General features: G+C 53.8%; 22 protein-coding genes and 1 tRNA gene. 13 read left to right on the top strand and 10 right to left on the bottom strand.

What is annotated here, in order from left to right:
- Positions 1 to 100 precede the first annotated feature (100 nt).
- Both PFRI_RS10715 and PFRI_RS10710 read right to left on the bottom strand, forming a co-directional pair.
- Positions 101 to 805 carry a response regulator transcription factor gene (locus tag PFRI_RS10715; RefSeq protein WP_072630697.1) on the bottom strand — a complete coding sequence of 235 codons (705 nt, stop codon included), beginning with the start codon at positions 803 to 805 and terminating at the stop codon, positions 101 to 103.
- On the bottom strand, positions 802 to 2,718 hold the full coding sequence (locus tag PFRI_RS10710) for a hybrid sensor histidine kinase/response regulator (protein WP_072630696.1): 1,917 nt from the start codon (positions 2,716 to 2,718) through the stop codon (positions 802 to 804). The genes PFRI_RS10715 and PFRI_RS10710 overlap by 4 nt, the downstream gene beginning before the upstream one ends.
- A 182-nt stretch (positions 2,719 to 2,900) precedes the next feature.
- On the opposite strand from PFRI_RS10710, the gene PFRI_RS10705 reads away from it, so the two are divergent.
- From PFRI_RS10705 to PFRI_RS10670, 8 genes are all read left to right on the top strand, one after another.
- The gene (locus PFRI_RS10705; RefSeq protein ID WP_175549250.1) at positions 2,901 to 4,874 is read left to right on the top strand and encodes an AMP-binding protein; all 1,974 of its coding nucleotides are present in this window, start codon (positions 2,901 to 2,903) and stop codon (positions 4,872 to 4,874) included.
- Between the two features lie 20 nt (positions 4,875 to 4,894).
- Positions 4,895 to 5,443 (top strand): hypothetical protein, encoded by a 549-nt coding sequence (locus tag PFRI_RS10700; RefSeq protein WP_139292115.1) that lies wholly within the window; start codon positions 4,895 to 4,897, stop codon positions 5,441 to 5,443.
- A gap of 2 nt (positions 5,444 to 5,445) precedes the next feature.
- Positions 5,446 to 6,264 (top strand): ABC transporter ATP-binding protein, encoded by an 819-nt coding sequence (locus tag PFRI_RS10695; RefSeq protein WP_072630694.1) that lies wholly within the window; start codon positions 5,446 to 5,448, stop codon positions 6,262 to 6,264.
- Positions 6,265 to 6,300: 36 nt separating this feature from the next.
- Complete coding sequence (locus PFRI_RS10690; RefSeq protein ID WP_072630693.1) at positions 6,301 to 7,314, top strand: branched-chain amino acid ABC transporter permease; 1,014 nt, start codon at positions 6,301 to 6,303, stop codon at positions 7,312 to 7,314.
- Positions 7,315 to 7,368: 54 nt separating this feature from the next.
- Positions 7,369 to 8,445 (top strand): branched-chain amino acid ABC transporter permease, encoded by a 1,077-nt coding sequence (locus PFRI_RS10685; RefSeq protein WP_072630692.1) that lies wholly within the window; start codon positions 7,369 to 7,371, stop codon positions 8,443 to 8,445.
- A gap of 70 nt (positions 8,446 to 8,515) precedes the next feature.
- The gene (locus PFRI_RS10680) at positions 8,516 to 9,790 is read left to right on the top strand and encodes an ABC transporter substrate-binding protein (RefSeq protein WP_072630691.1); all 1,275 of its coding nucleotides are present in this window, start codon (positions 8,516 to 8,518) and stop codon (positions 9,788 to 9,790) included.
- Positions 9,791 to 9,865: 75 nt separating this feature from the next.
- Positions 9,866 to 10,690, top strand: coding sequence for an ABC transporter ATP-binding protein (locus PFRI_RS10675; protein WP_072630690.1), 825 nt, complete (start codon positions 9,866 to 9,868; stop codon positions 10,688 to 10,690).
- A 37-nt stretch (positions 10,691 to 10,727) separates the two neighbouring features.
- Positions 10,728 to 11,924, top strand: coding sequence for a phenylacetate--CoA ligase family protein (locus tag PFRI_RS10670; RefSeq protein WP_072630689.1), 1,197 nt, complete (start codon positions 10,728 to 10,730; stop codon positions 11,922 to 11,924).
- Here the strand turns inward: PFRI_RS10670 and PFRI_RS10665 are convergent.
- The 3 genes from PFRI_RS10665 to PFRI_RS10655 form a co-directional block, all read right to left on the bottom strand.
- Positions 11,921 to 13,093 (bottom strand): cytochrome P450, encoded by a 1,173-nt coding sequence (locus tag PFRI_RS10665; protein WP_072630688.1) that lies wholly within the window; start codon positions 13,091 to 13,093, stop codon positions 11,921 to 11,923. The genes PFRI_RS10670 and PFRI_RS10665 overlap by 4 nt on opposite strands.
- 286 nt (positions 13,094 to 13,379) lie before the next feature.
- Positions 13,380 to 13,505, bottom strand: coding sequence for a type B 50S ribosomal protein L36 (gene ykgO / locus PFRI_RS10660; protein WP_048864290.1), 126 nt, complete (start codon positions 13,503 to 13,505; stop codon positions 13,380 to 13,382).
- 71 nt (positions 13,506 to 13,576) lie between these two features.
- Positions 13,577 to 13,651 (bottom strand) — tRNA-Val (locus PFRI_RS10655).
- 151 nt (positions 13,652 to 13,802) lie between these two features.
- Between PFRI_RS10655 and PFRI_RS10650 the strand changes: the two genes are divergently transcribed.
- A complete protein-coding gene (locus PFRI_RS10650; RefSeq protein ID WP_072630687.1) occupies positions 13,803 to 14,666 on the top strand; it encodes an N-formylglutamate amidohydrolase in 864 nt (287 codons plus the stop codon).
- Here PFRI_RS10650 and PFRI_RS10645 read toward each other — a convergent pair whose 3' ends face one another.
- Positions 14,667 to 15,920 (bottom strand): DNA polymerase IV, encoded by a 1,254-nt coding sequence (locus PFRI_RS10645; RefSeq protein ID WP_072630686.1) that lies wholly within the window; start codon positions 15,918 to 15,920, stop codon positions 14,667 to 14,669.
- Positions 15,921 to 16,046: 126 nt separating this feature from the next.
- On the opposite strand from PFRI_RS10645, the gene PFRI_RS10640 reads away from it, so the two are divergent.
- Complete coding sequence (locus PFRI_RS10640; RefSeq protein ID WP_072630685.1) at positions 16,047 to 16,943, top strand: SPFH domain-containing protein; 897 nt, start codon at positions 16,047 to 16,049, stop codon at positions 16,941 to 16,943.
- Positions 16,944 to 16,966: 23 nt separating this feature from the next.
- Positions 16,967 to 17,215: an NfeD family protein gene (locus PFRI_RS10635; RefSeq protein ID WP_245812345.1), complete on the top strand. Its 249-nt coding sequence runs from the start codon at positions 16,967 to 16,969 to the stop codon at positions 17,213 to 17,215.
- A 48-nt stretch (positions 17,216 to 17,263) separates the two neighbouring features.
- Here PFRI_RS10635 and pyrF read toward each other — a convergent pair whose 3' ends face one another.
- Both pyrF and PFRI_RS10625 read right to left on the bottom strand, forming a co-directional pair.
- Positions 17,264 to 17,959: an orotidine-5'-phosphate decarboxylase gene (gene pyrF, locus PFRI_RS10630; RefSeq protein ID WP_072630683.1), complete on the bottom strand. Its 696-nt coding sequence runs from the start codon at positions 17,957 to 17,959 to the stop codon at positions 17,264 to 17,266.
- 68 nt (positions 17,960 to 18,027) lie between these two features.
- Entirely contained in the window at positions 18,028 to 18,297 is a 270-nt protein-coding gene (locus PFRI_RS10625; protein ID WP_072630682.1) for a hypothetical protein, read from the bottom strand.
- A 228-nt stretch (positions 18,298 to 18,525) separates the two neighbouring features.
- Here PFRI_RS10625 and clpB point away from each other — a divergent pair, with 228 nt between their 5' ends.
- Both clpB and PFRI_RS10615 read left to right on the top strand, forming a co-directional pair.
- Positions 18,526 to 21,144, top strand: a complete 2,619-nt coding sequence (gene clpB / locus PFRI_RS10620; RefSeq protein ID WP_072630681.1) for an ATP-dependent chaperone ClpB — start codon at positions 18,526 to 18,528, stop codon at positions 21,142 to 21,144.
- 144 nt (positions 21,145 to 21,288) lie between these two features.
- On the top strand, positions 21,289 to 21,939 hold the full coding sequence (locus PFRI_RS10615) for an HAD family hydrolase (protein ID WP_084649670.1): 651 nt from the start codon (positions 21,289 to 21,291) through the stop codon (positions 21,937 to 21,939).
- Positions 21,940 to 22,046: 107 nt separating this feature from the next.
- On the opposite strand, the gene PFRI_RS10610 is transcribed toward PFRI_RS10615, so the two are convergent.
- Together PFRI_RS10610 and PFRI_RS10600 are read right to left on the bottom strand one after the other, a co-directional pair.
- Positions 22,047 to 22,226, bottom strand: coding sequence for an EF-hand domain-containing protein (locus PFRI_RS10610; RefSeq protein WP_084649669.1), 180 nt, complete (start codon positions 22,224 to 22,226; stop codon positions 22,047 to 22,049).
- Positions 22,227 to 22,572: 346 nt separating this feature from the next.
- Positions 22,573 to 23,055 (bottom strand): fasciclin domain-containing protein, encoded by a 483-nt coding sequence (locus tag PFRI_RS10600; RefSeq protein ID WP_072630679.1) that lies wholly within the window; start codon positions 23,053 to 23,055, stop codon positions 22,573 to 22,575.
- Positions 23,056 to 23,252 lie beyond the last annotated feature (197 nt).

Below are 23,252 nucleotides of genomic sequence, written 5' to 3'. Positions count from 1 at the left end.
TTCGTGAATCATGACGACAAACCAGCATCAAGGCAATTAATGGGTCCTGAGCCTAAGGGGCAGGTTATTGGTTCGAATCCAATCGGGGTCAGCATATTGATCAACGCCACGAAACATCCCCCAAAAAAATATAGCCAGCACCGTAGATCGTTTTGATCAACTGCGGGTTCTTCGGGTCCTCGCGCAGCTTTGTGCGCAGGCGCGAAATGCGTACGTCCATAGCGCGATCGAAGCTGTCACCGGCACCGCCTCCGAGCATGTCTTGCATTTGTGCGCGCGAAATGAGGCGTTTGGGGCTTTGCAGGAAGAGCCGCAAAACCTCGCCTTCAGCGTGACTGAAAGGGGTTTCTTGGCCTGTGTCGTCTTCCAAAACATAGCGGTCAAAGTGCGCTGTCCAATTGGCGAAACCTGCAGTGTTGGAGGTGGTTTCAGTCGGTGCGGTCTTGCGCAAACGCACGCGGATTCGGGCGACGACTTCGGATGGGTCAAACGGCTTGATGATGTAGTCGTCAGCACCCAGCTCTAATCCGGTTACCTTGTCTTGCACCTGAGAACGCCCTGAAATGATGATCACAACCGCGCCTTGTTCCAGCGCGAGGCGATGCACGAGGGCGAGACCATCTGTGTCAGGTAGCGAAAGATCGACCAAACACACATCTGGGGTGACGGTTTTGAGCGCTGCTTCAAATTCGCGGGCGCGACCGAAACTGAGAGTGCGAAAACCAGCGTCTTCAAGGGTGTCGGAAAGGATCTCTCGGATTTCTGGTTCGTCATCGAGGATCGTAACCAATGGGAGTTTGCTCATGATGTCGCTCTCATTTGAACAGCGCTGGCGAGCGCTGCGCGCAAAGCGGTGTCGCTGAACGGCTTGTGAAGGAAAGCACCTCGCGCATGGGCGGCTTTGTGCAAAGGATCGCAGGTAGGTAAAGACGTCATAAGCGTAATCGGGCGATCTGTGAAGGACGCCAGATCAAGCCCTGTTCGCGCGCCGCTGAGGTGGATGTCAGAGAGAACATATGCAATGTCGGGCACACTGTTTAACAACGCTTCGGCCTCATGGACAGAAGTCGCTTCTAGTACAAGATGCCCCTGTGCGACCAACATATCGCGGATAGACGCGCGCAAGTCTTCGCTATCCTCTACCAGCAAAACAAGCCCCGCAGGGATGTGCGCATCGGCCATGCGCAAAGGTAAACGCAGCACCACGCACGCACCGTCTCTATTAAAAAGGCGCATGTCGCCGCCCGCGAGTTTCGTCATGTCATAGACCATCGCGAGACCAAGCCCGGAACCTTCTCCGCCTTTCGTGGTGAAAAACGGTTGCAGGGCATGTTCTAATGCGCGTTCGGAAAAACCGGGACCTGTGTCAGCGACTTCGAGCTCGAGCCACGTGTCTTGAACTGCGCGAGCGGTGAGCGTGATTTGCCCACCCGGAGGCGTCGCATCGCGCGCATTCAGGATCAGATTGAGCAGACTGTCCTGAAGCATTCCTGCGTCAAGATTAAAGGTCCCATCAGCTGCGTTCTGCACAACGTTTAGCTCATGATCACTACCGAGCGTCGGGGTCGCCATGGTTTCCAGCTCATTCAGGAACGATGAAAGTGTGACAGGCGTTGGGCGCAATGTTCGCGGCCCTGTCATGTCCGCAATACGGTGCAGCAGGCCACCGCCACGACGCGCAGCGGCAAGGGTCGCGGTGATCAGGTGTTCGGCATCAGCAGGAAGGTCGCTCATCCGCTCGAGTTTGCTCTGCATGCCGAGGATAATAGTGAGCAAGTTTGAAAAATCATGCGCGAGGCCGCTGGTCAGCTGCGCCGCCATTTCGCGACGACGGGTCTGTTGCAACGCAACGCGCGTTTGGGTTTCTTCTGTGACGTCCATGGAGAGGACGTAGACCCCTTGTACGCTTTGCTCTGACACATCCGGTGTAAACGCGACACGTATGCGACGAGAGCTGGAATGATGGGTGAACTCAAAAACAGAAGGTTCATTTTTTAGAGCACGTTCGAGGTGCGGTTTGATCACCTCATAGGTCGATGTGCCAAGCGCTTCGATGGCGCTCAGACCGACGATATCATCCGTGCTGCCCGGCATCACATCATGCAGTCGTCGGTTGGAAAACGTGTAGCGCTGTTGCAAATCCAAGTGTGCGATATGGGCTGGCATCATTTGCGTGGTGAGACGCGTGCGCGCCTCCATTTGGGTGAGTTGATGCTTTGTTTCTTCGAGGGTCGCATTGCTCGACGCCAATGCTCGGTTGGTAGAGGCAAGCTCCTCCGAGCGGGCGAGCACCTGTTCGCTTAAGACTTCAGAGCGTGCGCGCAGCAATGCTTCTTGCTGCTTTGTCTCGGTGATGTCTGTGTAGACAGTGACCCAGCCGCCTTCTGGCAAAGGTGCGCCTTCGACGCTGATGACGCGACCATTGGCACGGGTTCGCTCCATATAATGCGGCTCAAAGGCAAGGGCGAGCTTGGCGCGCACTGCGACGAAGTCTGCCAGATCATCGATTTCGCCGTATTCTCCACGCTCGGCTAAAAACCGAATCACAGATTCAAAGCTCACACCAACTTCGGTCAAAGCATCAGGTAGATTGAACATCTGTTGCATGGGGCGATTGATCAGGACCAGTTTCAGATCAGAATCGAAAATCGACATGGCTTGCTGGATCAGGTTCAATCCAGCAGCAATCATCGTGTCATGGCTATTTGTGCGGTTCATAGCCCTATGGCTAGCACCGTGAGGGCATCGCCGGAAAGCCCTGCGAGTGCGCTGTTACAATTCGTTAGGTTTCAGAAAACTTACGGAAAAAGTTGACCTTCAGAAAATAGCTGGCACGGTACATGGAGCGAGTCGCAAAAAGCGGCCATGTTCGCACAAGCGGGCAACGGGAGGAAACATCGTTGACACAAACGTCTGAGGGCGTGAACGGATTGACTTCCGTTCCGGCGCTATTGCAACGCAACGCAACCGAGTTCGCTGACAAAGCGGCTTACCGTGAAAAAGAGCTGGGCATCTGGCAAAATTGGACATGGTCCGAGACGGCGGATGAGATCGACGCATTGTCGTTAGGTCTGCTGACGCTTGGGATAAATGAAGGCGATTTCGTCGCAATCATCGGCCGCAATCGTCCATACCTGTATTGGGCGATGGTCGCTGTGCAATCTGTCGGTGCTGTGCCTGTGCCTTTGTACTCCGACGCCTCTGCAGAAGAGATGGCATATGTTCTCGATCACTGCGGCGCGCGTTTTGTGATCGCCGCGGATCAAGAGCAAGTTGATAAGGTGCGCGACGTTCAGGAAGGCCTGAGCCAGTTCGAGAAAATGATCTATCTCGACCCGCGTGGATTGCGTAAATACGACCATGCGAACCTGCATCAATTCTCGAAAGTGCAGGACGCCGGACGCGCTGCTCTGTCCGAGTTGATGCCAGAGCTGAACCGCCGCCGCGAAGCGCTGAATTACGACAGCACTTGCGTGATGCTTTATACTTCTGGCACCACGGGAAAGCCTAAGGGCGTTGTTCTGAGCAATCGTAACATCATTGAAACTTCGCGTCATTCATCCGAGTTTGATAGCCTCAGCGCTGGCGAAGATATTCTCGCCTACCTGCCGATGGCATGGGTTGGTGATTTCATCTTCTCGCTTGGTCAGGCTTATTGGACCGGTTTCTGCGTCAATTGCCCTGAAAGCGTTGATACGATGATGACCGATCTGCGTGAGATTGGTCCGACCTATTATTTTGCCCCTCCACGCGTGTTTGAAACACAGTTAACGACTGTGATGATCCGCATGGAAGATGCGTCACCTATGAAGAAACGGATGTTTGACTACTTCATGGCGCATGCCAAGAAAGTCGGCCCCGATATTCTGGACGGCAATCCCGTCAATGGTTTCGACAAGCTGAAGTATAAGCTGGGTGATTTGCTGGTTTATGGTCCGTTGAAAAATACTCTTGGTTTTTCGCGTGTACGTATCGGCTATACGGCTGGTGAAGCAATTGGCCCTGAGATTTTCGACTTCTACCGCTCGCTCGGGATCAATCTGAAGCAGCTTTATGGTCAGACGGAAGCCTCGGTCTTCATCACGCAGCAACCGGATGGGCAAGTGCGCTCTGACACGGTTGGCGTTCCATCCCCCGGTGTCGAGTTGAAGATCGCTGAGAATGGTGAAGTGTTTTACCGCTCTGAGGGCACGTTCGTTGAGTACTATAAGAACGCGGAAAGCACGGCAGACACCAAAGACCCAGAGGGTTGGGTCGCGACGGGTGACGCTGGTTTCATCGAAGAAGGCACAGGGCATCTGCGCATCATTGATCGTGCGAAGGATGTGGCGAACATGTCTGATGGAGCACTGTTCGCGCCGAAGTACGTTGAGAACAAACTGAAGTTTTACCCCAACATTCTGGAAGCCGTCGTGTTTGGCGCGGGGCGCGACCGCTGCACGGCGTTTATCAACATTGACCTGACAGCTGTTGGTAACTGGGCAGAGCGTAACAATATCGCGTATGCATCCTATCAGGAATTGGCCGGTCATCCCCGTGTCTTAGAGACGATCCAAGAGCATGTTGAGACAGTGAATAAATCTGTTGCCGAAGATCCGATGCTGTCGGGTTGCCAAGTCCACCGCTTCCTCGTTCTGCACAAGCAACTTGATGCGGACGACGGCGAGCTGACGCGCACGCAAAAGGTACGTCGCAAGATCATTGGCGAGAAATTCGAAGATTTGGTGAACGCGCTCTATGATGGATCACCCGAAATCTACACGGAAACCGAAGTCACGTATGAAGACGGTCGCAAAGGCATGATCAGTGCGACGCTGGAAATTCGTGATGCGAAAGTGGTGCCTGTTACCGCTTCCAAAATTGCTGCTGAATAAGGGAAAGCAACGAGATGCACTTGTCACGCCCACGCCTTGCTAAACTCGCAGCTATGCTGAGCGCTTTCGCTTGCATCGCGGCCAGCACGGCATACGCAAAGGTTGAGAGCCGCTTTTTGCTCGGCGCGGCTGCGTTTGAGATGCAGTGCTTAACGCCCATTCGAACGGGAAAGACAATTGCGCCCTCTCTGAAAACCGCTGGCGAGAAACAGTGGTGGGTGTCCAACGGCGTGATCCTCAAGGCAATAGAAAGCAAAAAAGGGCAAAAAGGCTGTCAGATATACCCATCAAGCGGTCAACGAGTGCCGCTCGAAACGCTCAACGCAGTGGCTGAAAATTTCGATGTTTGGGCCAAGGACGCAGAACAGTCCAAGGTTTTGAGAGAGTATCAAAATTGCGACGCTTTCGAAGATGGTACGCGCAGGGTGTTCGATACGATGCCCAATTTGAAGGGGAGCGCGATTCGCGTTGTGTTCCAGATTGATCCCGGCCTTTCACACTTTGTGATGATCGCCGCAGAAACCAGCGTATTTACACCACCGGCCGATTGTGAGCCTTGGGAGTCATAGAAGTGCTAGATAATTCAGAGAGCTACGTCACCGAGGACGGCCGCACGATTGGTGGCGTGGTGATGGAAATGAAGAACATTACCCTGCGCTTTGGCGGCGTTGTGGCGATTAAGGATATTTCGTTTGATATTCGCGAAGGCGAAATTCGTGCGATTATCGGGCCGAATGGTGCTGGTAAATCCTCGATGCTCAACGTGATTTCAGGGTTTTATGTACCGCAAGAGGGCGAGGTGCTGTTTCACGGCAAACCGCGTCCGCAGCTGCGCCCTTATGAAGTTGCGCAGCAAGGCATCGCGCGCACGTTCCAGAACATTGCTTTGTTCGAGGGCATGACAGTTCTCGATAACGTCATGACCGGTCGTTTGAACAAGATGAGCTCCGGTCTTTTGGCGCAAGCGATTTGGCGCGGTAAGGCAGAGAAAGAAGAGATCGAGAACCGCGAAAAGGCGGAGAAGATCATCGACTTCTTGGAAATTCAGCACATCCGTAAAACACCTGTTTCGCGTCTTCCTTACGGCTTGAAGAAGCGGGTTGAACTGGCGCGTGCGCTTGTGTCTGAACCGTCGATTTTGCTGCTTGATGAGCCGATGGCCGGCATGAACGTTGAGGAAAAAGAGGACATGAGCCGCTTTATTCTGGATGTGAACGATGAGTTTGGCACCACGATTGCGCTGATTGAGCATGACATGGGCGTTGTCATGGACCTGTCTGACCGCGTGGTCGTGATGGATTACGGCAAGAAAATCGGTGACGGCACACCTAGCGACATTCGCAACAACCAAGCTGTGATTGATGCGTATTTGGGGGTGGCTCATGACTGATTTTGCCCACGTTTTACCTAAGATGGAGGCCAAGTGATGCTTGAACAGCTCTACTTTGCGATGGAAGTGTTCCTCAATGGTCTGATGGCAGGCGTGCTTTATGCGCTGGTCGCGCTGGGCTTTGTTTTGATCTTCAAAGCCTCCGGTATTTTCAATTATGCCCAAGGGGTCATGGCGCTGTTTTCAGCCTTGACGCTGGTGGGAATTATGGACGGGCAAGTGCCGTTCAGCCATATCATAAATGCAACCTTTGGTACGGATATCCATCACTTTGGCTGGCATGTGCCTGCTCTGTTTGCGATATTTGGGACTGTCATTGTGATGGTTCTGTTTGCGTGGATCGTGCAGCGTTACATCTTCCGCCACTTGGTCGGGCAAGAGCCGATTATTTTGTTCATGGCCACGATCGGTCTCGCCTACTTCCTAGAAGGGGTTGGCGATTTGATGTGGGGGTCTGAGATCAAGAAACTTGATGTGGGTTTACCCCAAGGTATCAACGATACGATTGATCAGGTCACCTATGAGATGTTTGGCTATGGCTTCTTCATCGACAACCTAGATATCGTCGCGACAGTTGTTGCTGTCTTGCTGGTGATAGGTCTGGTCATTTTCGCGCAGTATTCCAAAGAGGGCCGCGCGATGCGGGCTGTGGCGGACGATCACCAAGCGGCTTTGTCCGTGGGTGTGTCGCTCAACTTCATCTGGATCATGGTCTGGTCGGTTGCAGGCTTTGTCGCTTTGGTGGCGGGTATCATGTGGGGCACGAAGTCAGGCGTTCAGTTCTCGCTCTCTTTGATCGCATTAAAGGCTTTGCCGGTTCTGATGCTGGGTGGTTTCACGTCTATTCCGGGTGCCATTGTCGGTGGTCTCATCATTGGTGTGGGCGAAAAACTGTTTGAGTTCTTCATGTCCAGCTCTGCGCTCGCGGGTGAGTTGTTCGGCTTTACGATTAGCGCGACCGAGAATTGGTTCGCTTATGTGCTTGCTCTTATCTTTCTTGTCTTCAGACCGCAGGGTCTGTTCGGCGAGAAGATCATCGAGAGGGTATAGCCATGCTTAACCACTCCACACGCGCGACTGAATTTTTCGAAGGGACTGTCTGAGATGTTTTACCGTGAAGCAGGTGATTTCAAAACGTCCTATACGGATGACAATCAGACCTTTCCGATCAAGTTTGATCGCTACCGCTACTACGTGGTTCTGGCGATTGCCTTTGGTGTCATCCCGTTCTTGATCAATGACTACTGGGCGAATGCGTTCTTGCTGCCCTTTCTGATCTACTCGATCGCGGCGATTGGTCTGAACATTCTGACAGGCTATTGCGGTCAGGTGTCACTAGGAACCGGTGGTTTCATGGCTGTGGGTGCCTATGCGTGCTACAAGCTGATGACCTCTTTCCCTGATGTGAACATCTTTTTCCATGTGATTGCAGCGGGGGGTGTTACCGCGATTGTCTGCACGGCTTTCGGTCTTCCTAGCTTGCGAATAAAGGGTTTCTATCTTGCGGTTGCGACACTTGCTGCGCAGTTCTTTCTTGTTTGGCTCTTCAACAAAGTCAGCTGGTTTTATAACTATTCCGCGTCTGGCCAAATCAATGCGCCGGAACGTTTTGTCTTTGGTGTGCCTGTAACTGGTGCAAATACGGACGCTTGGGCGACCTACTTGTTCTGTCTCGTGTTCCTCACCATCAGCGCCATTATCGCGCGCAATCTGACGCGCGGCATGCAAGGGCGTAAATGGATGGCCATTCGCGATATGGATATCGCGGCGGAAATCATTGGCGTGAACCCGATGCGCGCGAAACTAAGCGCGTTTGCCGTCTCTGGTTTCTTCATTGGTATTTCGGGCGCTTTGTTTTTTGCGGTTTATCTTGGCGCTGTTGAGGTTGGCGAAGTCTTTGGCATCCAAAAATCATTCCTTGTGCTGTTTATGATCATCATTGGTGGTCTTGGGTCTATCTTTGGATCCTTCGCGGGTGCGGCTTTCCTTGTGCTTTTGCCTGTCGTGCTCAAGCTGATCGGGGTCGATTTCCTCGGCTGGCCAACAGATATCGTTGCACATTTCAATTTGGTGATCGTGGGCGCATTGATCATTGTCTTTCTGATCGCAGAGCCACATGGCATCGCCCAGCTCTGGCGTGTTGCGAAAGAGAAATTACGCCTTTGGCCGTTCCCGCATTAATGTGCGCGGCCAAAGTACAATAAGGGGCGAATGCCCCACACATCGGACTAACCATGGGAGGAAAACCCCGATGAAGATGAAACTACCAGCAATGGCGCTTAGTGCGCTTATGATCGCAAGCCCCGTTATGGCGGATCTTGTGTTCCCATCCTTGTCCTATCGTACAGGCCCTTATGCGGCTGGCGGCATTCCGTTCGCGGATGGCTATGCGGATTACTTCACGATGCTCAATGCACGTGACGGCGGTATCGGTGGCGTTGAAGCACGTGTTCTTGAGTGCGAGACAGGCTATAACACTGAAAAAGGCGTTGAGTGCTACGAGTCCACAAAGGGCGAAGGCGCACTGGTCTATCAACCGCTTTCCACAGGTATTACATATCAGTTGATCCCCAAAGCAACGGCTGACGGCATCGCGATCCACTCTATGGGTTATGGTCGTACATCTGCAGCGAACGGTAAGGTGTTTAGCAACGTCTTTAACTATCCTGCAAACTACTGGAACGGTGCATCTGGCGCGATCAACTACCTGATGAGCCAAGGTGATATCTCTGGCAAGAAAGTGGCGTTGGTTTATCACAACTCCGCATACGGCAAAGAGCCTATCCGCACATTGGAAGAGCTCTCCGCAAAGCACGGCTATGACCTGACGTTGATCCCAGTGGATCATCCGGGCCAAGAGCAGAAATCACAGTGGCTGCAAATTCGTCGTGAAAAGCCTGACTACGTGATCATGTACGGTTGGGGCGTTATGAACCAAGTTGCGGTTCAAGAAGCGGCGAACATCCGTTTCAACATGGAAAACTTCATTGGCATCTGGTGGTCCGGTTCTGAGAACGACGTTCTCCCAGCGGGCGAGAAAGCGAACGGCTACAAAGCTCTGACGTTCCACGGTGTTGGCGACGATTTCCCAGTGTTTGACGACATCAAAGAGCATGTTGTTGACGCAGGTAACGCAGCAGGCGCTGGCGATCAGATCGGCACGGTTCTTTATAACCGTGGTCTTTATGCGGCGATGCTTGCTGCTGAAGCTGTGAAGACGGCTCAGGAAATCCACGGTGTCGCAGACATCAACGCCGCGCAAATGCGTGACGGTATGGAAGCCCTTGAGATCACAGAAGACAAGATGGCAGCACTTGGCCTCCCAGGCTTTGGACCATCGTTCAAAGTGTCTTGCGAAAACCACGGTGGCCCAGGTCTTGTTGGTATGACGCAGTGGGATGCAGCCGCGAAAGAGTGGACGCTGATCTCTGACTTCTCGCCATCCGACATGGACCTGATCCAGCCGCTGATCGACGAAGATTCCATGGCGTATGCTGCGGAAAACAAAATTGAGCCAAGCTGCTAATCCAGCTTTCTCTTGGTCCGGCTTGCCGAAGGGTTGGCCGGACCTTTCCACCCTCATTTATGACAGGCGTTTGACATGCTAGATTCCGCTCCAAGCACCGAGAAACTTCTCGAAGTGAACAACATTGAAGTGATCTACAATCACGTGATCCTTGTGTTGAAAGGTGTCAGCCTGCACGTGCCTAAAGGCGGTATCGTCGCCTTGCTGGGCGGCAATGGCGCTGGCAAAACGACAACGCTTAAAGCCATTTCTGGCCTGTTAAAATCGGAGCGCGGTGACATCACCAAAGGCTCTGTGAGCTATCGCGGCGCTGACCTCGCGGGTCGTGACCCTGCTGATCTCGTGCGCTCTGGCGTTATTCAAGTGATGGAAGGCCGTCACTGTTTCGAACACCTCACCGTCGAGGAAAACCTGCTGACCGGCGCATACACGCGCAAGGACGGCAAAGGCGCAATCGCGGCTGATCTGGAAATGGTTTACGACTACTTCCCGCGTATCAAAGAGCGCCGTAAATCACTGGCAGGCTATACGTCTGGCGGCGAACAACAGATGGTTGCGATGGGTCGCGCATTGATGTCGCGGCCTGAGACGGTTCTGCTTGATGAGCCCTCTATGGGTCTCGCGCCGCAACTGGTTGAGCAGATCTTCGAGATCGTGAAGAAGATCAACGAAGAGCAAGGTGTGACCATTCTGCTGGCCGAGCAAAACACAAACGTTGCCCTAAGGTATGCGCATTATGGCTATATCCTAGAAAGCGGCCGCGTCGTGATGGACGGTCCTGCGGCTGAATTGCGCGAGAATCCGGATGTGAAGGAATTCTATCTCGGGATGTCTGATGAGGGCCGTAAATCCTTCCGCGATGTGCGTTCTTATCGTCGTCGCAAGCGTTGGCTGAGCTGATCCGCTTTTCACGTCCCTTCCATTTGCGAGCTGCCCCATGACCAAATATTTCGATACGCTTGAGACACGCTCCTTAGATGAGCGCCACGCACAACAAAGCGCCGGGCTCATGGAGCAACTCGCGCGTGCGACAAGTGCGGATGGCAATTGTCTTGATACAAGTGGTGTAAGCGGCATCGACGATCTGGCGAAGCTGCCCGTTTTGCGCAAGTCCGAATTGGTCAAATGGCAGGCAGAAAAGCCGCCCTTTGGTGGGATCAATACCTCCAACGTCGCACATATCTTTCAATCGCCAGGTCCAATCTATGAACCCGGTGGTATCAGCCACGATTGGTGGCGTATCGGGCGTTTCTTGCATGCGCTTGGCATTGGCAAAGGCGACATCGTTCAGAACTGCTTTGGCTATCATCTGACGCCTGCTGGCTCTATCTTTGAGAATGGCGCGCGCGCTGTTGGCGCAACTGTGTTGCCTGCGGGAACGGGTCAGACAGAACTGCAAGTGCGCGCAGCGAAGGACGTTGGGTCTACCGCTTACGCAGGCACGCCTGACTATCTCAAAGTGATCCTTGATAAAGCTGATGAAATGGGAGTTCGACTCGGTTTCACCAAAGCGGCTGTCGGTGGTGGTGCGCTCTTCCCGTCTTTGCGCCAAGAATACGCAGATCGCGGCATCCTGTGCCTGCAAAACTATGCGACGGCTGACCTCGGTAATGTGGCTTACGAATCCCAAGCGCAAGAAGGGATGATCGTTGACGAGGGCATCATCCTCGAAATCGTTATCCCTGGCACAGGCATCCCTGTTGAGCCGGGCGAGGTGGGCGAAGTCATCGTCACGTCGCTCAATCCTGACTACCCTTTGATCCGCTTTGCCACTGGTGATCTTAGCGCTGTGATGTCCGGCACATCGCCTTGTGGGCGCACCAATATGCGCATCAAAGGGTGGATGGGTCGCGCCGATCAAACCACCAAAATCAAAGGCATGTTCGTGCGCCCTGAACAGGTTGCCGATCTTGTTGCTAGTCACGATGGCATTGAACGTGCACGCGTTGTCGCTTCGCGAGCGGACGAGAAAGACGTGTTGACGGTTCAAATTGAAAGCGCTGGAACAGACGCCAGCACCTTCGAGCAAGCCGTTCAAGCGACCCTCAAAATGAAGGGCAAGATCGAGCTCGTCGCGCTAGGCGCCTTGCCGCGGGATGGTTTGGTGATCGAGGACCAACGTAGCTACGATTAACCTTGAATATGGACGGGTAGCTCGGCGAAGGCGCAGATGGAATTGTTCATCGCGATTGTAGGTGTCCCGACAGTGACGGCAGGCATCTGCTGCGTCATAGCAAGGATCAAACATTCGATTTCAAGCAGAGCAAGGTGCATTCCAGCGCACATGTGAACGCCCGCTCCAAAGGCAAGGTGGCGACGCGCGTTACGGCGCTCAATGTCAAACTCATCCGCTTGTGGAAAGATTGTCTCATCGCGGTTCGCTGATGAATAGAGCATCATCACACGCGCCCCTTTAGGCAGTTGGTGTCCCGCAATTTCGACAGGCTTCGATGTGTGGCGGCTGAATGAGCGGATCGGCGTTCCGATCCGGATCGCTTCATGAGCAGCATTGAGCGCAAGGGACGGATCGTCTTTCAGTTTTTGCCACGTATCGGGATTCGACCCTGCGTGGAATATAAAGTGCCCAATCGCGGAAATCGTCGTGTCGAGGCTGGGATTGATGTAATCCCTGATCGCAAACGGCACGATCTCGGGGTCGATTTCTCCGCGCGCTGCCAACTCTGTAATTCGGTGTGACCAGCTTCCTGGCTTCAAGGTGTCAGGTGTAACATCTCTTGTGATAAACTCCTTCATTTCGGCGATCACAGGACGGGCTGCTTGGCCGCGAGCATTTTGGATGCCTTGCATATCAAATGCTGCGCTGGCCCATTTCAACATGTTCTCGCGTCCAAAGTCTGGCAACCCGACCAGATCACGCACCAACATGAGGGGTAGGGGCTGTGCAAGATCGGCGATCGCTTCAAAACTGCCTTTTTTCATGCAATTCGCAACTATGTCGTCGGCGATACTCTGGATTTGGGGTCTGAGGGTCTCCACACTGTCGCGTAAAAGGGGGGGCGAGATTGTGTCGCGTAACGTGGTATGGCGTGGCGCGTCAGAAGCAACGGTATTGCCCCTTTGGTGAGTGCAGCCAAAATCATCGGCTGCGGCTCCAAGGCTAGAAATGTGGGTCTCATGGTCGCGTAAACCGTTTCGAACAGTGTCATACTGTGTGAAGGCATAGTTCCCCAATGCCTCCATCCAGACCACCGGACCCAAGTCACGCAAGCGCGCATAGTGGGGCCAAGGATCGCGAATGACTGCATCATCATATAGATTTACCGGATCGCTTGGACCGTCCATTTTAAACGCCTTTCAAGAAGCTTTCCCTGAGCATGACTGACCCAAAGGAAGTTTTGTAGACCTATCTGAACATATACTGAGGGATTTGCGTAATCATTTGCTAAGAAAAAGCTGCTACTAGCTGTGCGTCTATCAGGCAAACACCCAAGCTTAACCCGACGCCGCTTTTTCACTGTTGATGGCATCGTTTTAGAAAAGCGTTGTGACAGGTGATCGTGACGCAATACCCAAAAAGAAAAGGCCGCCTCAAAAGAGACGGCCCAATCAATTCGAAAGCTCTTAGCTCTTAACCCTGACGGGCCTTGAAGCGAGGCTGTGTTTTGTTGATCACATAAACACGGCCCTTACGGCGCACAACACGGCAGTCGCGGTGACGCGACTTCAGCGAGCGGAGCGAGTTTTTAACCTTCATAGGTCTTCTCCTCTTACGCGGCGCTGATTGCGCCTCGGTGGTTAACGCCCGAAATTGGGCAGATAAATTCATGGTGGGCGATACAAGGATCGAACTTGTGACCCCTTCGATGTCAACGAAGTGCTCTACCGCTGAGCTAATCGCCCATGAAACCGTTACGAAACCTTTGCCCAATACAAAATGGAGCGCAGAATCCCGCGTCAGTACTGGGGCTATAAAAGGAGTCGTTCGCAGGATCAAGGGCTTTTGGTAGTTGGATGAAATGGGTTATAACGTCTGTGACGAACAGGAGCATTCATGCCACGATCCGGCTTTACTCTCACACGACCTGACGCGCTGACCTCTAGCGTTGTATGTGCCTCGCCTCATAGCGGTCGTGACTACACGTGGTCGTTCATGCGCCGCTCTGCACTCAGCGAGTTGACGATGCGTTCTAGTGAGGATGCTTTTGTCGATCAGCTTATCGAAGACGCACCGCGCTTTGGCGCACCTTTGCTAACAGCGACAGTGCCGCGTGCGTTCGTGGATCTTAATCGCAGTGTTGATGAGCTCGATCCGGCGCTTATCGATGGCGTGCGCAAGAGCGGGTATAACCCGCGTGTCGCCTCTGGTTTGGGTGTAATTCCGCGTGTGGTTGCCAACAGTCGAGCGATTTATCGCGGGAAACTTAGCCACGTCGAAGCGCGCAAGCGGCTTACGGATTATTGGTTTCCCTATCATGACCAACTCGCCAGCTTGCTCAGTGAAGCGCACGAGAGCTTTGGCACCGCTCTTTTGATGGATTTCCACTCCATGCCCCACGAAGCGCTTGATACTGTTGTGCGCGCCTCAAAAGATCGTCCGAACGTTGTGTTGGGGGATCGCTTTGGTGCCTCAGCAAACAGCGATGTGGTGGATTTGGTGGAAGCTGCGTTTGCCAGCGCGGGTTTCAAAGTCGCGCGCAACACACCTTTCGCTGGTGCCTATGTGACACAAACTTACGGTCGTCCGTCACGACAGCAACATGCAATTCAGATCGAAATTGATCGCTCGATCTATATGGACGAAGAGACGCTCACGCCCAATGCTAACTTCAATGATGTAAAACAGGCGCTGACAGCAGTGATCGCGGATGTGTGCGAGATGCGAAGAGGGACGAGCCAACCTGTCGCGGCGGAGTGATCAGCGCAGCGAGCGCCCTTTCATGATTGCATCAGAGCCAAAGCGCGCGCGAATAGAATCGGTGGCGCGTTCCGCTTTGCCGCGTTTCACGGCATCAGGATCGAGTAGATCACCGCTGAGATCTGCGCCATCCGCTTTGCACAGATCCGACAGCCCCGTCCCAATCAATCGAAACGGTCCTTGGTCCGCGACCGTATCAAACAGCGCACGCGCTTCGCGATAAACACGATCTGTCATTTGCGTCGGATCACGCAGGGAAATGCGTCTTGTGATTTGCGTGAAATTCGCGCGTTTGAGTTTCAGTGTGACGACGCGACCAGCAAGCTCTTTCGCCTTGGCGCGGTCTGCGACTTGCTCGGATAATCGCCAGATATGCCCATCAAGGATTTCGAGATCGGAGGTGTCATCGTGAAATGTCGTCTCTTTCGAGATGCTCTTCATCGGTGCATGCGCTGAAACGCGTCTGAAATCTTCGCCTCGCGCGATATGATAAAGCCGTTCGCCCGTGCCACCAAACCGTGCGACCAGATCCGACTTATCCCAGCGCAGTAAATCGTCGAACGTGCGAATCCCCACTTTTTCTAAAGAGGCTTGCGCAGCAGGGCCAACACCCCAGATCATGCGTACAGGTTTGCCTGCAAGAAAGTCCGCAGTTTCTGCTTCGCCAATCACGGAATAGCCGTGTGGCTTATCCAGATCAGACGCTACTTTCGCGAGGAATTTGTTGTGCGACAGACCAATCGAGCCTGTCAGCCCGACTTCACTGCGCATCCGTTTGATGAGCCGTGCGAGCATGACGGCAGGTGGCGCGCCATGCAGCCGTTCGGTTCCGCGCAGGTCCATAAAGGCTTCGTCGAGCGAGAGGGGTTCGATCGCAGGCGTCAGATCCAACATCATCGCTTTGATCGCCTTGGACGCTTCTACATAGGCTGACATGCGCGGTTTGATGACGACGGCGTCGGGGCACAGCTTGAGCGCTTGAAACATCGGCATCGCTGAACGGACACCCTTTATCCGCGCCACATAGCATGCGGTTGAGACAACGCCGCGGCGCCCGCCACCAATGATCACAGGCTTATCCGCAAGCGATGGATCATCGCGTTTCTCGACGCTGGCGTAAAAGGCGTCGCAATCCATATGCGCGATAGAGAGTGTCATCAGCTCAGGATGCTGGATCACGCGCGCAGAGCGACAGGCAGGGCAACGATTGCCTTGCTCAAAATCGTTCAAACAATCTCTGCACAGTGCGGGCATATCGCTGTTTTAATCCTCTTGTCGTAGGGCGTGAGACTAAGCGCGATTTGCGTTCAATTCAAACGCTCTGCCTTTGAATTGTCGCGTATCCGTGACTATATCAAGTGATATTGTTAGGAGTTTTTCATGTCGCTTGATCAAATTGCGTTGAACTTTCTGAGTGAGAACACGTTTATCGTTCTGCTCGCGGTCTTCATTATCATTTGTATTCTGCTTGGGGTTCGCATTGTTCCGCAGTCAGAAAAGTTTGTGGTTGAGCGGTTCGGCCGTCTACGCTCTGTGCTTGGGCCAGGGATCAACCTGATTGTGCCGTTCCTTGATAAGGTCGCGCATAAGATTTCCATTCTGGAACGTCAGCTTCCCAATGCGACGCAGGACGCGATTACCGCGGATAACGTGTTGGTGCAGGTGGAAACGTCCGTGTTCTACCGTATCCTTGAGCCTGAAAAGACAGTGTACCGTATCCGCGATGTGGACGCTGCGATTGCGACGACTGTTGCGGGTATGGTGCGTTCTGAGATCGGTAAGATGGAGCTGGACGAGGTGCAATCGAACCGCACGCAGCTTATCAGCCAGATCCAGAAGCTGGTCGAGAGCGCGGTGAATGATTGGGGGATCGAAGTGACACGTGCCGAACTTTTGGACGTGAATCTCGATCAAGCAACCCGCGATGCGATGTTGCAGCAGTTGAATGCAGAACGTGCGCGTCGTGCGCAGGTGACTGAGGCTGAAGGCGCAAAGCGTGCGGTTGAACTTGGTGCGGATGCGGAACTTTACGCAGCAGAGCAGATTGCCAAAGCGCGCCGGATTGCTGCGGATGCGGAAGCCTATGCGACAGGTGTGGTTGCAGCAGCGATTGCTGACAACGGCATGGCTGCGGCGCAATATCAGGTGGCTTTGAAGCAGGTCGAAGCGTTGACCGCGCTCGGAAGTAGTGCTGGCTCGCAAACGGTTGTTGTGCCGTCCAGCGCGATGGATGCGTTTGGCGATGCGTTCAAGATGCTTAAAGGGGTATCAAAGTGATGTGGACGTCTTGGGTATTTTGGATGATCGCAGCTGTCGCTTTGGCGATCCTCGAAGTCTTTGCGCCCAGCTTTATCTTTCTTGGCTTCGCAATTGGCGCGGCTGTGATGGGGCTGATCTTGCTGGTTGGGGGCGGGGCATTAAGTCTGTCTTTGCCGATGGCATTTCTGGTTTTTGCGGTGGTGTCTTTGATCTCATGGATAGCGCTGCGGCAACTTTTGGGTGTCCGCAGAGGTCAGGTGAAAATCTGGGAAAAAGACATCAACGATTGAAGCATTGGTGGCCATTCGTGCTGCAGTACGAACGGCCACGGGTCGGACTTAGAGCGCAGCCAACTCGCTTATAATTGCTTGCGCGGCTGCCTTGCGATCAACAGCATCCCGAATTGGGCGACCTACGACAATATGGTCTGCGCCATCGCCAATCGCGCTTGCGGGCGTCGCCACGCGTTTTTGATCACCCAAAGCCGCACCAGCAGGGCGTACGCCGGGCGTCACTATCAAACGACCCTTTGCTTCGGGCAAAGCCCGAATGGCCGCTGCTTCTTGTGGCGATGCGATAATACCGTCAGCGCCTGCTTCAAAGGCTAGGCCTGCGCGTTCGACCACCAAATCAGGGATAGCACCGTCGCGGATGAGACACCCATCAAGGTCGCTGCGATCAAGCGACGTGAGAATGGTCACACCAAGGATTTTGAGATCTGTGCCAGACGCACCTTCTTTCGCGGCGCGCACAACATGAGGGTCGCCGTGAACCGTCAGAAAATCGATGTCGAACTGCGCAAGGCCGCGCACTGCGGATTCCACCGTTGCGCTGATGTCGAACAGCTTCATATCTAGGAAGATACGCTTGCCATGCTCTGCTTTGAGCTCATTCGCCAGAGCCAACCCGCCGCTCGTAAGCATACCCAAACCGATCTTGTAGAACGACACAGCGTCGCCAAGGGTTTCGGCCATTTTCAGCCCCTCCAATGCATTAGGCACGTCGAGGGCTACGATCAAACGATCATCGGACATAATTGCTTCTCCTGCTGAATGGCACTCCTATCGCGTGGAGTGCCGTGCAGGTCAAGCAGAACGGGCTCTTACAGTGCGAATTCAACAGGCAAAACGCCGGGCGCAAACTTCATGTAAGACTTGGAAATACGGTATTCCGGCATCAACTGCACTTGGCGCAGAGCTTCGGAAATATAGGCAACAACAGGATTGCGCTTCAGAGCATCACGGCCTGGCTTAATCTGGCAATCAAAGATCACATCACCTGTGTCTGTCACAAAGGCAACTTTGCCAGCGCCACCAGTTTCCGGCGAGAATTCTTTGGTCGGTGTAATATCGATACGCTTTACGATTATCATGGGTCTTCTCCTGCAAATGCCCCTGCTTTGGAGGCTTTAAGATTGTTTACTGCTCAGACCTTAAACCAACGAATCTGGGCGAAATGTGTCCAAATGCGCGTTAATTACGTGGCAAGAAGGTCTTGATACGATCTTGCTTGCTCCCCACATTATCAATGAGGCCCGATGCCATGCGTGCTGCAAAGCAGGCGCAAATCTCAGTTGGGTGCTTTTAAAGGAGTACGACACATGGACCTTAATAAGTTCACAGAGCGTTCGCGCGGGTTTATCCAAGCGGCGCAAACAATCGCTCAACGCGAAGACCACCAACGTCTGACGCCTGAGCATATTCTAAAAGCATTGATGGATGACGACCAAGGTTTAGCATCCAACTTGATCACCCGCGCAGGCGGCGCGCCCAAGCGTGTCGTTGAGGCGGTTGAAGCCTCTGTCGGTAAGATCGCTAAAGTGAGCGGCGATGCGGGTCAGGTCTATCTTGATGGGCAAACTGGCAAAGTGCTGGCCGAAGCTGAAAAGTTGGCCACTAAGGCGGGTGATAGCTTCATCCCTGTCGAGCGTATTTTGCAGGCCTTGGCGCTTGTGAAATCCAAAGCGCGGGATGCTCTGGAAGCAGGCGCAGTGTCCGCGCAATCCCTAAATTCTGCGATCAATGACATTCGTAAAGGGCGCACTGCTGACAGTGCCTCTGCCGAGGAAGGGTATGACGCGCTCAAGAAATACGCGACAGACCTGACTGCATTGGCCGAGCAGGGCAAGATTGATCCAATCATTGGCCGCGACGAAGAAATCCGCCGTACAATGCAGGTCTTATCGCGTCGTACCAAGAATAACCCGGTTCTGATCGGTGAACCCGGCGTTGGTAAAACGGCGATTGCTGAAGGGCTCGCGCTACGGATCATCAATGGGGACGTGCCAGAATCCTTACGCAACAAACGTCTTATGTCACTCGACATGGGGGCGTTGATTGCGGGCGCGAAATATCGCGGTGAGTTCGAAGAACGCCTCAAGGCGATCTTGTCAGAGGTCACATCTGCCGCTGGCGAAATCATCTTGTTCATCGACGAAATGCACACACTGGTTGGCGCTGGTGCAGGGGATGGCGCGATGGATGCGTCCAACTTGCTGAAACCAGCCCTTGCGCGCGGGGAATTACACTGCGTGGGCGCAACCACATTGAGTGAGTACCGCAAGCACGTTGAAAAAGACGCGGCATTGGCGCGGCGTTTCCAGCCTGTTTTGATTGAAGAGCCTACGGTCGAAGACACGATCTCGATCCTTCGCGGTATTAAAGAGAAGTACGAACTACACCACGGCGTGCGTATCTCTGATAGCGCACTTGTGGCCGCGGCGACCCTTTCGCATCGCTATATCACGGATCGCTTCTTGCCCGACAAAGCCATCGATTTGATGGATGAAGCTGGGAGCCGCTTGCGCATGGAAGTGGACAGCAAACCAGAAGAGCTGGATGCGCTGGACCGAGAGATCATGCAAAAGCAGATCGAAGCAGAAGCACTGAAGTTAGAGGATGACACCGCCTCTAAGGATCGTCTTGAAACGCTTGAGCGTGACTTGGGTGATCTGCAAGAACGCTCGTCCGAGATGACAGCGCAGTGGCAGGCTGAGCGCGACAAACTTGCGGGGGCTCGTGAGATGAAAGAGCTGCTTGATCGCGCACGCGCTGATTTGGATATCGCAAAACGTGAAGGTGATCTCGCCAAAGCGGGTGAACTGTCATACGGCGTTATTCCCGAGCTTGAAAAGATGCTTGGCGATGCCGAAAATCACGAAGCCAACGGCGTGATGGTCGAAGAAGCCGTGCGTCCTGAACAGATTGCGAGCGTGGTTGAGCGTTGGACGGGTATTCCCACGTCCAAGATGCTCGAGGGCGAACGCGACAAGCTTTTGCGGATGGAAGATGCGCTGCATGGTCGTGTGATTGGTCAGCATACGGCGGTGAAATCTGTTGCGGATGCGGTGCGCCGCGCGCGCGCTGGTCTAAACGATGAAGGGCGGCCCTTGGGTTCCTTCCTCTTCCTCGGGCCAACGGGTGTGGGTAAAACAGAACTGACAAAGGCGGTGGCAGAATTCCTCTTTGATGACGACAACGCGATGGTGCGAATTGATATGTCTGAATTCATGGAGAAGCATTCTGTTTCGCGTCTCATCGGTGCCCCTCCCGGTTATGTGGGCTACGATGAGGGCGGCGTGCTGACCGAAGCAGTCCGGCGTCGTCCGTATCAAGTCGTCCTGTTTGATGAGGTTGAAAAAGCGCATCCCGATGTGTTCAACGTCCTCTTGCAGGTGCTTGACGATGGTATGCTGACAGATGGTCAGGGCCGCACTGTGGATTTCAAGCAAACGCTGATTATCCTCACGTCCAACCTTGGGGCGCAGGCGTTGAGCCAGCTTCCAGAGGGCGCAGATGCGAGCGATGCGAAGCGCGATGTGAACGACGCTGTGCGTGCGCATTTCCGGCCGGAGTTTCTCAACCGTTTGGATGAGACGATTATCTTTGATCGCCTTGCACGTGAGGACATGGCAGGCATTGTCGAAATCCAGCTCAAACGTTTGGACAAGCGTCTTGCTCAGCGCAAGATCACACTTGATCTGGATGACGCTGCGAAGAAGTGGCTCGCGGATGAGGGCTATGACCCTGTGTTCGGTGCACGTCCTTTGAAGCGCGTGATCCAACGTGCCTTGCAAAATCCATTGGCAGAGATGTTGCTGGCGGGTGATGTGGGCGACGGCTCGACGATTGAAGTCAGCGCAGGTGTCGAAGGGCTGATCATTGGCGATAAGGTGGCAAGTACCAATCGTCCCCGCCCCGACGATGTTGTGGTGCACTGATCTGGTGGCCCAGCGTGCTTGCACCACGCAGGGCTACAACACAGAGCTAAGAGCAGGGCTACATCCTGACACAAACCGTGCTTTGACAGACAAACACTAAAACCGGAAAACGGCCTCGCAACCCCAAAGAGCGAGGCCGTCTTTATGCAAATGCCCCCTGACATGGTAATTTTTGATTGCGACGGTGTGATCGTGGATAGTGAATCCATCACGGATCGCGTCATGCAAGCCAGTTTCAAACGTTATGGGTTAGAGTTAGCAACTGACGAAATAGCGCGTTTGTTTGTGGGCGGCACCATGCAAGGTGCGATGGATAACGCAATCAAACTCGGCGCTGCTTTACCGAGCGATTGGCTCGATCTGATCTATCCCGAGATTTTCAACGCTCTTGAGCAAGAGGTGAAACCCATTCCCGACGTCATCACCGTGCTAAATATGCTCGATGCAGCCAGCATACCTTATGCGATTGGTTCGAATGGTCCGCACGCAAAAATGGAGGTCACGTTAACCCGAACAGGGCTCAAAGAGCGCTTCAAAGGTCGCATCTATTCGCGCGAAGATGTGCCAAACGCGAAACCTGCGCCCGATGTTTATCTACATGCTGCAAAACAAGCGGGCATCGCGCCTGAGCGTTGTGTCGTGATTGAGGATAGCGCGAGCGGTGCCAAAGCGGGCGTCGCTGCTGGCATGCGCACGTATGGGTTTTATGGTGAAACACCCAGAGAAAGGCTCGCTCCGATTTGCGATGAGCTCTTTGGTGACATGAAAGAACTGCCCAAATTACTCGGTCTTTAAACGAATGTAGGGGTGCAGGCGGTCAAAGACCTGCACCCCCTCTTCCGATCCAGAAGTCTGCGTGAGTGGGTTAACCTGGACGGAAGAACTCGCGGTTAGAGTGTGCCTTAGCCGCCGAGATCAGGGAGAACGCCGGCCTCGACCGCGTCCTTAAGTTCTTGTTCTGTCAACATCCCGTCGCCGTTGGCGTCCGCCAAGGCGAACTGATCTTCGTTGATCTCAGGATAGGCGGCTTTCATCTCGTCCATGCTGAGCATCTTGTCAGCATTCGCGTCAGCGTCGGACATTGCGAAGCTTGCGGTTGCTAGGGTGAGGGCCGTGGGTGTGAGTGCGGCTTTCGTAAAAATAAAGTGTCTCCGTTTGGTTATGCGCACTCAAATATGTGCGCAGGGAGAGCATCGGTTGTATCGCCAACGCGCGCACCCCCGAGATACATTGGGCGCAGTTTTCGGCCATTGGTTGCGTGTTTTGCGGGGTTTCATAAGCAATCCTCCGCGCGACCAAACCGCAGCTGGCACGATCGACCAAAGCGAGCCGATGGGGTTGGCCAATATGTGCGAGAACACGCTTGAAACAAAAAATTCCCACCAGATCGCTCGGATGGGAATTCATTAAGGTTGAGATTCTCAGGCCTTACATTTTCGGCATGATCACAGCGTCGATGACGTGAATCACGCCGTTGGACGCTTCGATATCTGCGGCTGTTACGTTCGCGCCGCCGACTGTTACGCCGCCTTCCGTCATGATCTTGACGTCTGTGCCTTGCACAGTCGTTGCCATCATGCCGTTGCTCAGATCAGTGGACATCACTTTGCCCGCGACGACGTGATACGTCAGGATCGCTGTCAGCTGGTCTTTGTTCTCTGACTTTAACAGGTTTTCGACCGTGCCCTCTGGCAATGCAGCGAACGCGTCATCTGTCGGTGCGAAGACTGTGAAGGGGCCATCGCCCTTGAGCGTATCGACAAGACCTGCGGCCTGCACGGCTGCGACCAATGTGCCAAAGCTGCCAGCGCCAACGGCTGTGTCTACGATGTCCTTGGAATGACCGTCTGCGAAAGCTGGGCCAGAGATCAAAGCTGCGGCTGTAAGTGCGAGGTAAGTTCTACGTAGCATGTGTTGTTTCCTATCGAGGTTAAACCAATACCGAACTTGGTATTGAACAGAATACGGGGGGTGTCAGAGGTTGGATCAGCGGGGATTTCTGCCGATCAGACTTGACGAATTTCGTAGCGCTCTAAGCCAACGCGTTTGCGTAGGACCACTCACATTCTTGTTATATTCCGTTAGATCGATGTCATTGATCCAGCTCG

The organism is Planktotalea frisia (genome assembly GCF_001890925.1).
GTDB classification, from domain to species: domain Bacteria; phylum Pseudomonadota; class Alphaproteobacteria; order Rhodobacterales; family Rhodobacteraceae; genus Planktotalea; species Planktotalea frisia.
The sequence above is the reverse complement of the archived record's forward strand: the minus strand, read 5'-3'. Positions and strand labels throughout refer to the sequence as shown.

What these genes read in the sequence shown, in the direction of transcription:
- PFRI_RS10715 (WP_072630697.1), bottom strand. Translation starts at nt 805, where the DNA reads ATGAGCAAACTCCCATTGGTTACGATCCTCGATGACGAACCAGAAATC.
- PFRI_RS10710 (WP_072630696.1), bottom strand. Translation starts at nt 2,718, where the DNA reads ATGAACCGCACAAATAGCCATGACACGATGATTGCTGCTGGATTGAAC.
- PFRI_RS10690 (WP_072630693.1), top strand. Translation starts at nt 6,301, where the DNA reads ATGCTTGAACAGCTCTACTTTGCGATGGAAGTGTTCCTCAATGGTCTG.
- PFRI_RS10685 (WP_072630692.1), top strand. Translation starts at nt 7,369, where the DNA reads ATGTTTTACCGTGAAGCAGGTGATTTCAAAACGTCCTATACGGATGAC.
- PFRI_RS10680 (WP_072630691.1), top strand. Translation starts at nt 8,516, where the DNA reads ATGAAGATGAAACTACCAGCAATGGCGCTTAGTGCGCTTATGATCGCA.
- PFRI_RS10675 (WP_072630690.1), top strand. Translation starts at nt 9,866, where the DNA reads ATGCTAGATTCCGCTCCAAGCACCGAGAAACTTCTCGAAGTGAACAAC.
- PFRI_RS10670 (WP_072630689.1), top strand. Translation starts at nt 10,728, where the DNA reads ATGACCAAATATTTCGATACGCTTGAGACACGCTCCTTAGATGAGCGC.
- PFRI_RS10665 (WP_072630688.1), bottom strand. Translation starts at nt 13,093, where the DNA reads ATGGACGGTCCAAGCGATCCGGTAAATCTATATGATGATGCAGTCATT.
- ykgO (WP_048864290.1), bottom strand. Translation starts at nt 13,505, where the DNA reads ATGAAGGTTAAAAACTCGCTCCGCTCGCTGAAGTCGCGTCACCGCGAC.
- PFRI_RS10650 (WP_072630687.1), top strand. Translation starts at nt 13,803, where the DNA reads ATGCCACGATCCGGCTTTACTCTCACACGACCTGACGCGCTGACCTCT.
- PFRI_RS10645 (WP_072630686.1), bottom strand. Translation starts at nt 15,920, where the DNA reads ATGCCCGCACTGTGCAGAGATTGTTTGAACGATTTTGAGCAAGGCAAT.
- PFRI_RS10640 (WP_072630685.1), top strand. Translation starts at nt 16,047, where the DNA reads ATGTCGCTTGATCAAATTGCGTTGAACTTTCTGAGTGAGAACACGTTT.
- PFRI_RS10635 (WP_245812345.1), top strand. Translation starts at nt 16,967, where the DNA reads ATGATCGCAGCTGTCGCTTTGGCGATCCTCGAAGTCTTTGCGCCCAGC.
- pyrF (WP_072630683.1), bottom strand. Translation starts at nt 17,959, where the DNA reads ATGTCCGATGATCGTTTGATCGTAGCCCTCGACGTGCCTAATGCATTG.
- PFRI_RS10625 (WP_072630682.1), bottom strand. Translation starts at nt 18,297, where the DNA reads ATGATAATCGTAAAGCGTATCGATATTACACCGACCAAAGAATTCTCG.
- clpB (WP_072630681.1), top strand. Translation starts at nt 18,526, where the DNA reads ATGGACCTTAATAAGTTCACAGAGCGTTCGCGCGGGTTTATCCAAGCG.
- PFRI_RS10615 (WP_084649670.1), top strand. Translation starts at nt 21,289, where the DNA reads ATGCAAATGCCCCCTGACATGGTAATTTTTGATTGCGACGGTGTGATC.
- PFRI_RS10610 (WP_084649669.1), bottom strand. Translation starts at nt 22,226, where the DNA reads ATGTCCGACGCTGACGCGAATGCTGACAAGATGCTCAGCATGGACGAG.
- PFRI_RS10600 (WP_072630679.1), bottom strand. Translation starts at nt 23,055, where the DNA reads ATGCTACGTAGAACTTACCTCGCACTTACAGCCGCAGCTTTGATCTCT.